At 72.6% G+C, this 13,244-nt stretch carries 9 protein-coding genes; 6 read left to right on the forward strand and 3 right to left on the reverse strand.

The genetic code is table 11. The features are described 5' to 3' along the window. Nucleotides 1-217: 217 nt before the first annotated feature. The 3 genes from IEY30_RS19945 to IEY30_RS19955 all read left to right on the forward strand — a co-directional run bounded on the left by IEY30_RS19945 (nucleotide 218) and on the right by IEY30_RS19955 (nucleotide 5,016). Nucleotides 218-1,414, forward strand: a complete 1,197-nt coding sequence (locus tag IEY30_RS19945) for an exonuclease SbcCD subunit D (protein WP_030200639.1) — start codon at nucleotides 218-220, stop codon at nucleotides 1,412-1,414. Between the two features lie 7 nt (nucleotides 1,415-1,421). Next, nucleotides 1,422-4,409 carry an AAA family ATPase gene (locus IEY30_RS19950; protein WP_229675120.1) on the forward strand — a complete coding sequence of 996 codons (2,988 nt, stop codon included), beginning with the start codon at nucleotides 1,422-1,424 and terminating at the stop codon, nucleotides 4,407-4,409. Between the two features lie 226 nt (nucleotides 4,410-4,635). Beyond that, on the forward strand, nucleotides 4,636-5,016 hold the full coding sequence (locus tag IEY30_RS19955; protein ID WP_030200634.1) for a DUF1304 domain-containing protein: 381 nt from the start codon (nucleotides 4,636-4,638) through the stop codon (nucleotides 5,014-5,016). On the opposite strand, the gene IEY30_RS19960 is transcribed toward IEY30_RS19955, so the two are convergent. Then, nucleotides 5,009-6,241: an MFS transporter gene (locus tag IEY30_RS19960; RefSeq protein WP_229675121.1), complete on the reverse strand. Its 1,233-nt coding sequence runs from the start codon at nucleotides 6,239-6,241 to the stop codon at nucleotides 5,009-5,011. The two genes, IEY30_RS19955 and IEY30_RS19960, sit on opposite strands and share 8 nt — an antisense overlap. Before the next feature lie 100 nt (nucleotides 6,242-6,341). Next, complete coding sequence (paaN, locus tag IEY30_RS19965; RefSeq protein ID WP_030200627.1) at nucleotides 6,342-8,066, reverse strand: phenylacetic acid degradation protein PaaN; 1,725 nt, start codon at nucleotides 8,064-8,066, stop codon at nucleotides 6,342-6,344. 105 nt (nucleotides 8,067-8,171) lie between these two features. On the opposite strand from paaN, the gene IEY30_RS19970 reads away from it, so the two are divergent. Together IEY30_RS19970 and paaI are read left to right on the forward strand one after the other, a co-directional pair. Beyond that, the gene (locus IEY30_RS19970; protein ID WP_030200624.1) at nucleotides 8,172-9,416 is read left to right on the forward strand and encodes a 3-hydroxyacyl-CoA dehydrogenase NAD-binding domain-containing protein; all 1,245 of its coding nucleotides are present in this window, start codon (nucleotides 8,172-8,174) and stop codon (nucleotides 9,414-9,416) included. Further along, entirely contained in the window at nucleotides 9,413-9,901 is a 489-nt protein-coding gene (gene paaI, locus IEY30_RS19975; RefSeq protein ID WP_229675116.1) for a hydroxyphenylacetyl-CoA thioesterase PaaI, read from the forward strand. The genes IEY30_RS19970 and paaI overlap by 4 nt, the downstream gene beginning before the upstream one ends. Nucleotides 9,902-10,081: 180 nt before the next feature. On the opposite strand, the gene IEY30_RS19980 is transcribed toward paaI, so the two are convergent. Next, nucleotides 10,082-11,665, reverse strand: a complete 1,584-nt coding sequence (locus IEY30_RS19980) for a DEAD/DEAH box helicase (RefSeq protein ID WP_030200619.1) — start codon at nucleotides 11,663-11,665, stop codon at nucleotides 10,082-10,084. Between the two features lie 403 nt (nucleotides 11,666-12,068). Between IEY30_RS19980 and IEY30_RS19985 the strand changes: the two genes are divergently transcribed. Then, nucleotides 12,069-13,202, forward strand: a complete 1,134-nt coding sequence (locus IEY30_RS19985; protein ID WP_052358734.1) for a ScyD/ScyE family protein — start codon at nucleotides 12,069-12,071, stop codon at nucleotides 13,200-13,202. Nucleotides 13,203-13,244 lie beyond the last annotated feature (42 nt).

The raw sequence follows: 13,244 nt of genomic DNA on the forward strand, positions 1-13,244 counted from the left end.
TCCTGACGCCTGGCGATGACGAAGGTGGACACGACCATGGACGACGATAACCGCCGGCGAGCAGCGTGCACCTCTCCGCGATGTTCGAGGGCCTGCAGGCCGAGCTGCGCCCCGGCCTCCCCGGACTGCCCGACGCGCAGGCCGTGCACTCGGGCCGCGCCACGCCCACCGGGGTGTCGGTGGTGAGGGTGTCGGCGCAGGGTCCTACCGTCGTGGCATGCGGTTGCTCCACACCTCCGACTGGCACCTCGGGCGCACGCTCCACGGCGTGAACCTCCACGAGGCGCAGACGGCTGTCCTGGAGCGCATCTGCGAGCTCGTCGAGGACCCTCCCGACGGGGTGCCGATCGACGCCGTGCTCGTCGCCGGTGACGTCTACGACCGCGGCGTGCCGCCCGTCGAGTCGGTGCAGCTCTTCGAGTGGACCCTCTCGCGGCTGTCGGCGGTGACGACGGTCGTCGTCACCTCGGGCAACCACGACTCGGCGATCCGCCTCGGCTACGGCGCGGGACTCTTCCGCGACAGCATCCGCATGGTCACCGACCTCGGCCAGCTCGACCTGCCGATGCTGCTCGAGGGCAGCGACGGCGTGCGGGTCGCGGTCTACGGCATCCCCTACCTCGACCCCGACCACGCGCGAGTTGCGCTGGCCGGTGGCAGGGAGCCGCTGCCGCGCTCGCACCAGGCCGTCGTCGGGGCTGCCTGCGACCGCATCCGCGCCGACCTCGCCGACCGCCCGGGCGTGCGCTCGGTCGTGCTGGCGCACGCCTTCGTCGCGGGCGCCGAGCCGAGCGACTCCGAGCGCTCGATCATGGTCGGCGGCGTCGACCGCGTGGCCGGCACCGTCTTCCACGACATCGACTACGCCGCGCTGGGGCACCTGCACGGTCCGCAGGCTCCCGACTCGGCCGAGGGGTCGGTCGTGCGCTACTCCGGCTCGCCGCTGCGCTACTCCTTCTCCGAGCAGGACCAGCAGAAGGTCGTCCTGCTCGTCGACCTCGACGCGTCGGGGCCGGCTCGCGTGACGCCCGTCGAGGTCGTGCAGCCGCGCACGATGGCGACGCTGCGCGGGTGCCTCGACGAGCTGCTCGAGTCGCCGACGTTCGCCGGGGCCGAGTCCGCGTGGGTGCGCATCACGATCACCGACCGGGTGCGACCCGACTCGCTCATGGACCGGCTCAAGTCCCGCTTCCCGCACGCCCTGCAGGTCTTCCACGAGCCCGAAGGCGCCATCGACCGCGGCAGGTCGGGCACCACGGTCGTCAGCGAGCGCGACCCGCGCGAGCTCGGCTCCGACTTCATCGCCTACGTCACCAAGGCCGAGGCGAGCGGCGGCGAGGTCGACGTCTTCGAGGCGGGCTTCGAGGCTGCGGTCCGGGCCCAGCACCGCGCCGAGGCGCAGGAGGTGGGCTGACGTGCAGATGCACCACCTGTCCATGACGGCCATCGGGCCGTATGCCGGCACGGAGGTCATCGACTTCACCACCGTCGGGCGCGCCGGCCTCTTCCTGCTCGAGGGCCCGACGGGGTCCGGCAAGTCGACGATCATCGACGCCATCACCTTCGCGCTCTACGGCAAGGTCGCGCAGGCCTCCGCCGACGTCGAGCGCATCCATTCCCACCACGCCGACCCGCGCACCGTGCCCGTGGTGGTGCTCGTCTTCGAGACCCAGTCGGGGCTCTACCGCGTGCAGCGCACGCCTCGCTTCGAGCGGCCCAAGTCGCGCGGCGAGGGCACGACCGTGCAGCAGCCGACCATCAAGCTGTGGCGGCTGCAGACCCCCGACGACCTCGAGGGCGGCGACCTGCTCTCGACCAACATCGGCGACTGCGACGACGAGATCACCCGCGCCGTCGGCCTGACCCGCGACCAGTTCGTGCAGACGGTGATCCTGCCGCAGGGTGAGTTCGCAACCTTCCTGCGCGCCCGGTCCGAGGACAAGGGCAAGCTCCTCGAGAAGGTCTTCGGCACGGCGTTCTTCCGGCGGGTCCAGGACGAGATCGTCGAGGCGGGCCGCGTCGCCCAGGCCCGGCGGCAGTCCGCCGTCGACGAGATCCGTCTCGCCGTGCACGCCCTCGCCGTCTCGGCCGGTCTCGAGACCCAGCGCCGCGACGTGCTCGAGGCCCTGAGTCGCACCGCTCCTGAGTCCCTCGACGCCGAGCTGGCCCAGGTCGTCGACGAGCTGACGACCCGCGAGCGCCACGCCGGCAAGGCGAGCCGCGAGGCCATCGAGACCCACAAGCAGATGGCCGACATGGTCAGCGACGCGCGGCTGCGCATGCAGCGCCGCGAGCGCCTCCTCCAGCTGCAGCAGCAGGAGCACGACCTCGGCAAGCAGGCGGTGGCCTTCCAGCAGCTCGGCGAGGAGGTGGCCCGGGCTCGACAGGCCCGGCCCGTCGCCGGCGCCGTGCGCACCCTGGCCCAGTCCGAGGCCGCCCTCAAGCGGTCCGAGGCAGCCCTGACGCAGGCCCGTGCGCACGTCGACGCGGCGCTGCGGGACCACGGTCCCGCCGCTCTGCGCGAGGCGGCTGCGCAGGCCCGCGAGGTCGTCGGCTCGCTGACCGGCGCGATCACGCTCGAGGACGCCCTGCCCGGCCGCCTCGCACAGCTGAGGCAGCTGCGCGAGCGGCTCGACGGCCTGCACCGGTCGGTGACCGCCGTGACGACCGAGCTCGAGGCCCTCCCCCTGACGATCGCGACGCACGAGGAGGCGCTGACCGAGGGCCGACGCGTCGCCGCACTCCTCGACGGACGCGCGCACGAGGGCGAGCGGGCCAAGGAGAGGCTCGAGGCCGCCGTCGCGCACGAGGCCGCCCTGGCCCGCGTGCCGCGCGCCGAGGCGGTGGCGACCGAGGCCCTGTCGGCTGTCGCGACCGCCGAGACCGCCCTGGCCGGGCTGCGCCGGGCTCGCATCGACGGCATCGCCGGTGAGCTCGGGCTCTCCCTCGTTGCGGGCGACCCGTGCCCCGTGTGCGGGTCGCCCGAGCATCCCTCGCCGGCCCACCCGACCCTCGATGCCGTGACCCCTGAGCAGATCGAGTCCGAGGAGGGTCGCGTCGTCCGCCTTCGTGAGCAGGCGGCCCTCGCGGCCGAGGCCCTCGGCAACCTCCGGTCCGAGGTGCGTGAGCTGGCGGCCCGGTGCGACGGGCTCGACGTCGCCAGCGCCCGGTCGCGCGCGGAGGCCGCGGCCCGCGATCTCGCGGAGTCGGTGCGGGCGCGCGCCGACGTCGAGGCGGGAGCTGCTCGCCTGACCGAGCTGCGCGACCGCGTCGACACCCTCTCCGCGCAGGCAGGCCGCCTCGGCGCCGACCTCGCCCGCACCGAGCAGTCGGCCACCGACCTCGAGGCGCGCATCGCCGAGGAGACGTCCGTCGTCGAGGTCGCTCGCGACGGTCACCCCAGCGTCACGGCCCGGCGCGACGACCTCGTCGCCCGCGCCGCTCGCATCGACGCCCTCGTCGACGCGCTCGGCCAGCGCGACGTCGCGGCCGCGTCGGTCGCCGAGGACACCGCGGCGCGCGACGCCGACCTCGCCCAGTTCGGCTTCGCCGACGTCGCAGAGTGGATGGCGGCCGACCGCGGCGCCGAATGGATCAACGCCAAGACCCGCGAGATCGCCGAGTTCGAGCGCGACTGCACCCAGGTCCGGGCCGGCCTCACCGGCCCCGAGCTCGCCGACGTCCAGCTCGACGCCCTCTTCGACGACATCGAGCAGCTCGAGGCCCTCGCCGCCGCGGCCAAGAAGGAGATGGAGGCCGCGACCAACGAGCACGGCAGCCTCCGCGACCAGGTGACCCGCACCAAGCGACGGGTGACCGACGTGCGCGAGGCGATGGCCCGCAACGCCGCCGTCATCGCCGAGACCGCCGACGCCGTGCGGGTCGGCCAGCTCGTCGCCGGCAACGGCGACAACCAGCTCAACCTCGACCTCGCCAAGTACGTCCTCATCCGGCGCTTCACCGAGGTGCTCTCGGCGGCCAACACCGAGCTCGGCCGCTTCTCCGGCGGCCGCTACACGCTCGAGCACACCGACGCGAAGAAGGGCAACGCCAAGTCGGGTCTCGGGGTGCGCGTGCACGACATGCACACCAACCAGGTCCGCGAGGTCGGCACGCTCTCGGGCGGCGAGACCTTCTACGTCTCGCTGTCCCTCGCTCTCGCGCTGGCCGAGGTGGTGCGGGCCGAGTCCGGGGGCGTCGACCTCGGCACGCTCTTCGTCGACGAGGGCTTCGGCACCCTCGACCCCGACGTGCTCGACGACGTCATGCACACCCTCGAGGGACTGCGCGAGGGCGGACGCACCGTCGGCATCGTCAGCCACGTGACCGAGCTGAAGTCCCGGGTCGCCGACCGCATCGAAGTGCTCGTCAAGCCCGACCGCACGAGCACCCTGCGCATCACCGCCTGACCCTCCCGCCCTCCGCCCTTCCGTCCGACCCGCCCAACCTGTCGAGTGGCCCCGCCGTCACACCCGTCGACCCCGCTCCCGCGTCGAGTGGCCCCGCCGTCACACGACGGTTGGGACAGGTGGGGCCGCGGGGCCACACGAGCGAGCGAGCCACACGGGCGAGCGACACGGTCGACGTGGGACGAGTGGGACGGCGGGGCCACTCGACGGGGCCTACGATCCGAGCATGAGGATCGCCGCGAGCGTGTTCGTCGGGCTGGCCGCACTGCTGCACGTCTACATCTTCTGGATGGAGAGCGTCGGCTGGACCCGGCCCGAGGTCTGGAAGCGCTTCGGCGTCGCCGACCAGGCCGCGGCCGACGTGACGCGGTCGATGGCCTACAACCAGGGCTTCTACAACCTCTTCCTCGGGCTCGGCGCCGGGCTCGGGCTCGTCCTCTGGTGGACCGGCCACGACACGGCCGGTCGCACGCTGGTGCTCTTCTGCACCGCGTCGATGGTGCTCGCCGCATCCGTCCTCGTGACCACCGGCCGCAGCTACCTGCGCGCCGCGCTGACCCAGGGCACGCTGCCGCTCATCGGCTTCGTGCTGACCCTGCTCAGCTGAGCTCGGCCGCGGTGTGCCGCACGCGCGCAGCGCCGACGGCGAGGATGACGACGCCGACGACGGCGGACCCGGAGGCGAGCGCCGAGTAGCCGAGCGACCCGACGACGACGCCGGCCGCCACGCCTCCCCCTGCTCCGGCGAGCCCCATGAGCACGTCGGCGAGACCCTGCGTCGCCGGACGCTCGTCGGTGGCGACCACCGACGTCAGCAGGGTCGACCCCGACACGAGCGTGCACGACCAGCCGACCCCGAGCAGGAAGAGCGCGACGAGCAGCAGGCCTGACCAGCCGGCCTGCGAGCGCGAGGCGAGCAGGGACGCGAGCGTCAGCACGACACCGCCGGTCATCGCGACGGGCGGCGCGCCCCAGCGGTCGACCGCCGCCCCCACGAGCGGGGACAGGGCGAACATCCCGAGGATGTGGACCGAGATGACGAAGCCGATGACCTCGAGCTCGGCGTGACCGTGCTTCATGTGGATCGGTGTCATGACCATGACGCTCACCATCACGAGGTGGCCGAGGGCCATGACGACCATCGCCTGCAGCGCCCGCGGGTTGCTTCGCACGACGGCGAGGCCGCGTCGCATCGACCCGTCGTGGTTGGGCACGTCGACCACTCCCCCGCACGCCGGGTCGGCGACGAGGTCCGGCTCCGCGGTACGGCGCGTCTCCTCACGGGCGGCGGCGTCGAGGGCGCGGGCCGTGAGCAGGGGGTCGGGCCGTAGCAGGCGGTCCACGACGATCCAGGCCAGCACGAACCCGACGAGCGAGAAGAGGAACGTCCCGGCCAGCTCAGGCAGCCCGAGGGCGTGCGCGAGCGCCTTGCCCGGGCCGACGAGGTTCGGGCCGGCGACGGACCCGATGGTCGTCGCCCAGACGACGATGGAGAGGTCACGACCACGGTGCACGGGGGCGGCGAGGTCAGCCGCGGCATACCTCGTCTGGTTGTTGGCGGTCGTGCCGCCGCCGAAGAGGAACATGCCGACGACGAAGAGCGGGAACGAGCGCAGGACGGCGGCGACGAGCACCAGCGCGGCGCCGACGAACGCCACCGCAAGACCCCAGCGAAGCCCGACGCGACGGCCGCGCGCAGCTGTCGCCCGTGCGACGGGGATGGTCAGCAGCGCCGTGCCGAGCACCTGGGCGGTGGTGCCGACGCCCGCCAGGGCCTCGGTGCCGCTCAGGTCCTCGGCGAGGAGGGCGCCGACCGCGATGCCGCACGCCATCCCCACACCGCTGAGGATCTGGGAGCCTACGAGAGTCCGAACCACCCTGCGCTGCAAGGCTGCCCGGTCGAGCGAGGCTGGAGCGAGGACCACCCGCGCCTCAGACGTGACGACGCGACGTGATGACCCTGAAGCGGTTCGCGACGAAGGCGGCGTCGGTGTAGGCGGAGTTGGCGGCGGGGTTGGCGCCCGTGCCGTGGAAGTCGGAGAACGCCGCCGTCTGGTTGACGAAGATTTGGCCGGTCAGGTTCTCGGACAGGGCAACTCCGCCCTCGGCCGCGGCGTCGCGCGCCGCGTCGAGCACCGACTCGTCCGTCGAGTAGACGGCGGCCGTCATCGCGCCGTGCTCGCGCACGGTGTCGGCGAGCTGCGCGAGCGACTGCTCGGTCGAGGCGGTGCGGATGAGGAAGCCGACCGGGCCGAAGCACTCCTGCGTGTAGACGTCCTCGCGGGCGACGTCGACGGCGACGAGGCCCGGGGCGCGGACGACGGCGTCGGCATACGCCGGGTGCGTCACGCGGCGCGAGTCGAGCACGACCCGGCCGTCGGCGTCCTGCGCGATCGAGGCGAGCGAGTCCGCGTTGTCACGCACCTGGTCGTTGACGGTGGCGCCGAGCAGCTCGACGGCCTTGGCGTCGTCACCGGTCAGGCGCCCGACGGCGCCGGAGAGGCGCTCGCCGAACTCGTCGAAGGACAGGTGCCCCTCGTCGGTGTCGATGCCACCCTCGGGGACGTAGAGGTTCTGCGGCGCCGTGCACATCTGGCCGGAGTAGAGCGTAAGGCTGAAGGCGAGGTTGCCGAGCATGCCGCGCAGGTCGTCGGTCGAGTCGACGACGATGGAGTTGAGGCCGGCTTTCTCGGTGTAGACGAGCTTGCCGTGCGCGGCCGCCGACTCCTCGAGCCAGGCACCGAACGTCGGGCCGCCGGTGTAGTCGATGATGGCGACCTCGTCGCGCTCGGCGAGCGTCTTGGCCAGGCCCTGGCCGTCCGCCTCGGCGGCGAGCTGCACGAGCGCCGGGTCGAAGCCCGCCTCGGCGAGCACCTGGCGCGCGACTTCGACGGAGATGGCGAGCGGCAGCACGGCGCGCGGGTGCGGCTTGACGACGACCGCGTTGCCCGTGACGAGCGAGGCGAAGATGCCGGGGTAGGCGTTCCACGTCGGGAACGTGTTGCAGCCGATGACGAGCGCCACGCCGCGCGGCACGAGGCGGTAGTCCTTCTGCATGCGGGTCGGGGCCGGCTTGCCCTCGCGGTCGCGACCGGGCTTCTCCCACACCACCGACGCGGGCACGCGCTCCTGCTCGACGAGCCCCGCCGCGATCGCCTCGACGGCGCGGTCCTGGGCATGCGGGCCCCCGGCCTGGAACGACATGACGAACGGCTGCCCCGAGGTGTGCATGACGGCGTTGGCGATCTCGAAGCTGCGCTTGTTGATGCGGTCGACGATCTCGACGCACACCGCGGCCCGCGCCTGCGGACCCGCGTCACGCCAGGCCGGCATCGCCGCCCGCGCGGCCGCGAGCCCCGCGTCGAGGTCGAGTGCCGGGTAGGTGACGCCGAGCGTCGGGCCGTAGGGCGAGACCTCGCTCCCCACGAAGGTGCCGTCGGTCGGCTGGCTCGACAGGCCGGCATACGCCGTGTTCAGGTGCGCCTCGTGCGCGGCCAGCCCGTCGGCGGCGGCGGTCTCGCCGTACACGCGTGGGCTCGGCGACTCGGGGTAGCGGGAGTACCAGCTGCGGCTTGCCAGGGCCTGACGGATCTCGTCGAGGACTCCCGCGTGCGCGTCGAGCAGGGGGTGGGTGGGCGTCGTTGCCGGTGCAGTCACGGGTCGATGCTAGCCCCGCCGCACACCGCGGTCGTATGCCGTGTGGCGCGCTCCGGCGACCGCCCACCGCGCACGTGGGGCGGGCGAGACGGCAGGATGGCCGCCATGGACACGGACGTCACCGAGCCCGACCGCACCAACAAGGAAACGGCGCACGAGGGGTCGTCGTTCGGCCCCGTCGGCGTCGTCGGGGCCGGCGCGATGGGAGCCGGCATCGCCCAGGTGGCGGCGAGCGCCGGCCACGCCGTCGCGCTCGTCGACGCCGTCCCCGGCGCGGCGGCGACCGCCGTCGAGAGGATCGGGAGCGCCCTGTCGCGCCTCGTCGACAAGGGACGGCTGTCGGCGGACGACGCGACGGCGGTGCTGCAGCGGATCACCCCGGCCGAGTCGATCGACGAGCTGCCGCACTGCGGGCTCGTCATCGAGGCCGTGCCGGAGGACCTCGACCTCAAGCGCCGCATCTTCGCCGAGCTCGCCGACCGCCAGCCCCCGAACACGGTCCTGGCCACGAACACCTCGAGCATCGACATCGACGACGTCGCCGACGAGGTCACGGACCCCGAGCGCGTGCTCGGCCTGCACTTCTTCAACCCGCCACCCGTGATGAAGCTCGTCGAGGTCGTGCACGGAGAGCGCACGGCGGACGCCTACGTCGAGCACGCCGTGGCCCTCATGAACGCCTGGGGGAAGACACCGGTCCGGTGCCGCTCGACGCCCGGCTTCATCGTCAACCGGGTCGCGCGCCCCTTCTACGGGGAGGCCCAGCGCATCGTCGAGGCCGGAATCGCCGACGCGGCCACGGTCGACTGGATCCTGCGCGAGAAGGGTGGCTTCCCGATGGGTCCCCTAGAGCTCACCGACTTCATCGGCCAGGACGTCAACCTCGCCGTGGGCACCTCGGTGTGGGAGCAGACGGGCCGGGACGAGCGCTACACGCCGACGGCCTTCCAGCAGGAGCTCGTCGAGGCCGGCCGCCTCGGCCGCAAGTCCGGTCGGGGGATCTACGCGTATGCGGCCGACGGCTCGGTGGGCGCCTCAGCGGAGGCCGGCGAGCCCGACCTCGAGCTCGCCGGACGACTCGTCGGCGGACCGATCGCGACGGACCCGCTGGCCCGGACGCTCGCGATGCTCGTCAACGAGGCTGTCGACCTCGTCGCCCGCGGCGAGGCGAGCGCCGACGACGTCGACACCGCGATGCGGCTCGGCACCCGCTACCCGAAGGGCCCGATCGCCTGGGGCCGCGAGATCGGCTTCGACGTCGTGGCCCGGCAGGTGGCCGAGCTCGACGAGGCCTACCCCGGTGGCCGCTACCGGCCGAGCCCCGCACTGACCGACGGGAGCCTGTCGTGAGCGATGCCCCCGGTCGAGGTGAAACCGGCACCGACGTGCCCGCCGACATCACCTCTAACGACGAGGACGCCGGGGACGCCGGGGTCGCCTTCGCCCGGCAGATGTGGGCCGACGACGAGGCGTCGCGCCGGCTCGGCATGGACGCCGTCACCGTCGGGCAGGACCACGCCGTCGTGCGGATGGCGATCCGTGACGACATGGTCAACGGCCACGCCATCTGCCACGGCGGCTACATCTTCACCCTGGCCGACTCGTGCTTCGCGCTCGCCTGCAACTCGCGGGGGCGCCTCACGGTGGCGGCCGGGGCCGACATCACCTTCACCGCGCCGGGGCGGCTCGGGGACGTGCTCGTCGCCGAAGGACACGTGCGCTCGGCGTTCGGGCGCAGCGGCATCACCGACGTGACGGTCAAGCGGGAGTCCGACGGCCAGATCATCGCCGAGTTCCGCGGCCGCAGCCGCACGCTCGCGAGTCCCCGCCCCTGACTGCACTCCCCGCACGTCGAGAGGCCACAGTTTGTGGGTGTGCCGACGTCGAGAGGCCAACGTTCGTGACGAACGTTAGCCTCTCGACTGGTCGGAGGCCGCAGACTTTGGCCTCTCGACTGGTCGGAGGCCGCAAACTTTGGCCTCTCGACGGTTGAAGAGCTGGGGTGGGTGCTGGGGTCAGCGGGAGCGGCGGCTGCCGGCACGGGTGCCGGCGGAGAACGACGCGGCGCTGCCACCGCTGCTCGTCGAGTAGACGGTCGAGGAGCCGCCGCGACGACCGGCACCACCAGCGCTACCGGCACCACCGGAGCGACGACCACCCTGGCCACCGGCCTGACCACCACGGCCACCAGCGGCGCCACGACCGGCACCGGCTGCGCGGCCCGAGCCCTCGTCGCCGCGGCCACGACCGCGGCCACCCTCGCCGGCCGGACGAGTGGCTCCGGCACCACGGCCACCGGCGGGCGCCCCGCCGTTGCCGCCGCGACCACGACCGCGGCCACGGCCACCAGCGGCACCCCCGCCACCGTTGCCGCCGCGTCCGCCGCCGGCACCCGCGGGCGCCTCCTCGCGGACGAGGCCACCGGCATACGACCGGTCGCCGGGGGCGAGCTCGGTCAGGAGCGGGTGTCCGAGCTGGACGCGCGTCGTGGTCGGCTTGATGCCGGCCTTGCGCGTCAGGTCGCGCACGTCGCGCACCTGGTCGTCGAGCATCATCGTGACGACGGTGCCGTCGTTGCCGGCACGGGCGGTGCGGCCCGAGCGGTGGAGGTAGGCCTTGTGCTCGACCGGCGGGTCGGCGTGGATCACGAGCGCGACGTCGTCGACGTGGATGCCGCGGGCGGCGATGTCGGTGGCGACGAGCGTCTGGGCGCGGCCCGAGTGGAAGTCGTCCATGTTGCGCGTGCGGGCACCCTGGCTGAGGTTGCCGTGCAGCTCGACGGCCGGAACTCCCGAGGCGTTGAGCTGCTTGGCGAGCTTCTTGGCCCGGTGCTTGGTGCGCGTGAAGACGACGGTGCGACCCGGCGCGGCAGTGAGGTCCAGCAGCACGGGAAGGTGCGAGCCGTTGTCGACGTGGAGCACGTGGTGGCTCATCGTCGAGACCGGCGACTGGGCCGAGTCGGCCTCGTGCGTCACGGGGTTGTTGAGGAAGCGCTTGACGAGGACGTTGATCGCGCCGTCGAGCGTGGCCGAGAAGAGCAGTCGCTGGCTCTTCGGCGGGGTCTTCTCCATGATCCGGCGCACGCCGGGGAGGAAGCCGAGGTCGGCCATGTGGTCGGCCTCGTCGAGGATGGTGATCTCGATGCCGTCGAGGAAGACGTGACCCTGCTGCATGAGGTCCTCGAGACGGCCGGGGCACGCGACGATGACGTCGACACCGGCACGCAGACCCTGGACCTGGGGGTTCTGGCCGACGCCGCCGAAGATCGTCTGCGACGTGAGGCCGAGCGGCTTCGCGAGCGGCGCCATCGCGGTGTCGATCTGCGTCGCGAGCTCGCGGGTCGGCGCGAGGATGAGGGCCCGGGGACGGCGCGCCTGGCGACGGCCGCCCGACTGGGACAGGCGCGTCAGCAGCGGCAGCAGGAAGGCGTACGTCTTGCCGGAGCCGGTGCGGCCACGGCCGAGGACGTCGCGCCCGGCGATCGAGTCGGGCAGCGTCGCGGCCTGGATCGGCGTCGGCACCGTGATGCCGAGCTCGTCGAGGACGGTGACCAGGTGGGTGGGCACGCCGAGGACGGCGAAGTTCGTGTCAGTGGACACAGGTGGGTACTCCCATAAGTGGATGCGGTCGTTCTGCCCGGCGCGACGGCCTCAGCTGTGAGGTGTCGCGGCGCAAGAGCGAATCGACGGGGCCGGCGAACATTCCGCCCGGCCAAGAAGAAGCAGCCCGAGGCAGAACTGGGCGGGCCGCTGGTGTCCATGCTACCCGAGGGCGGCTCATGCCACGCACCGCCCGTCCACAGACAGGTCCGCGACCCGATCACGGCCGTGTCCCGAGGATCTTCTGGGCGTTTCGACGCAGACCTCGCAAACGGCCGGAGCGATCCGGGAAATCGTGTGACGGACGCCACAGCCCTTCCCTAACGTCGGATCCACGACGTCGTTGGGACGCCGCGAGAGCGCACCGCAACTCCCGCTCTCAAGGACAACAAGGGGACACCACATGACGATCACCATCCGCGCCATCACCGCTGTCGTCGCCGCGTGCACGACAGCCACTGCGTTCGCTGGTCTCACCGCCTCGAGCGCCTCCGCCCACGGGTCCGGGGGAACCCAGGCACACTCGCCGAAAGTGCTGAACAACAAGGTCATCGCGCCGTTCGGGATGGCCATCGCCGGTCAGGACGTCTGGTACACAGACGGATTCGTCGGCACCGTCAACAAGATCTCGCGAGGGAGCGACAAGGTCGTCACGACGGGGCCGCAGTCCGAGGTCGCCGGCATCGACGTCATCCAGGGCGGCCGGACCTTCGCCTTCACGTCGTCGAACGACGACCACAGCGCGACCACGCTGACGATCCGCACCAAGGGCCGTCCGGACGTCGTCGCCGACCTCAGCGGCTACGAGAAGAAGAAGAACCCCGACGGCGGCGTGACCTACGGGATCGTCGCCGGCGGAACGTCCTGCGCGCCGGGCGAGCTCGACGACTTCTTCATGAACGCCTTCCAGCTCCCCGCGACCTACACGGGCCAGGTCGACTCGCACCCGTATGCCGTGGCCTACCTGGGTGACGGTGCGTGGGCCGTGGCGGACGCCGGCGGCAACGACGTCCTGCGCGTGGACCGACACGGGCACGTGTCGACGATCGCGGTCCTCCCGCCGCAGCCGATCACGCTGTCGGCCGAACAGGTCGCCGGCCTCGGCGCGCCGTCCTGCATGGCCGGGGCGACGTACAACTTCGAGGCCGTCCCCACGGACGTCGAGCGGGACGAGCACGGCAGGCTCTGGGTCTCGACGCTGCCGGGCGGTCCTGAGGACCCGAGTCTCGGAGCCCGCGGTTCGGTCTACCGGGTCAACCCCTGGAAGCACTCGGCGCAGCGCGTCGCGACCGGCTTCCTCGGTGCGACCGACCTGGCGCTGGGCAAGGACGGCTCCGTCTACGTCGCCGAGCTGTTCGCGGGCAAGGTCACGAAGCTCAAGCACGGTCGGACCTCGACCGTCGTCACGACGGACCGTCCGCTCTCGATCGAGATCCAAGGCGGGTCGCTCTACGTCGGCACCCTCGCCGACGTGGCCTTCGGTCCCGAGGGTCCGGTGGTCAACGCTCCCGGCAGCATCACCCGCTACCGCCTCTGAGTGCGCAGGACGCCCCGGGCGGGTCCGCCCGGGGCGTCCGTG

Origin of the sequence: Terrabacter tumescens, assembly GCF_014646815.1 — a bacterium.
GTDB lineage: Bacteria > Actinomycetota > Actinomycetes > Actinomycetales > Dermatophilaceae > Terrabacter > Terrabacter tumescens.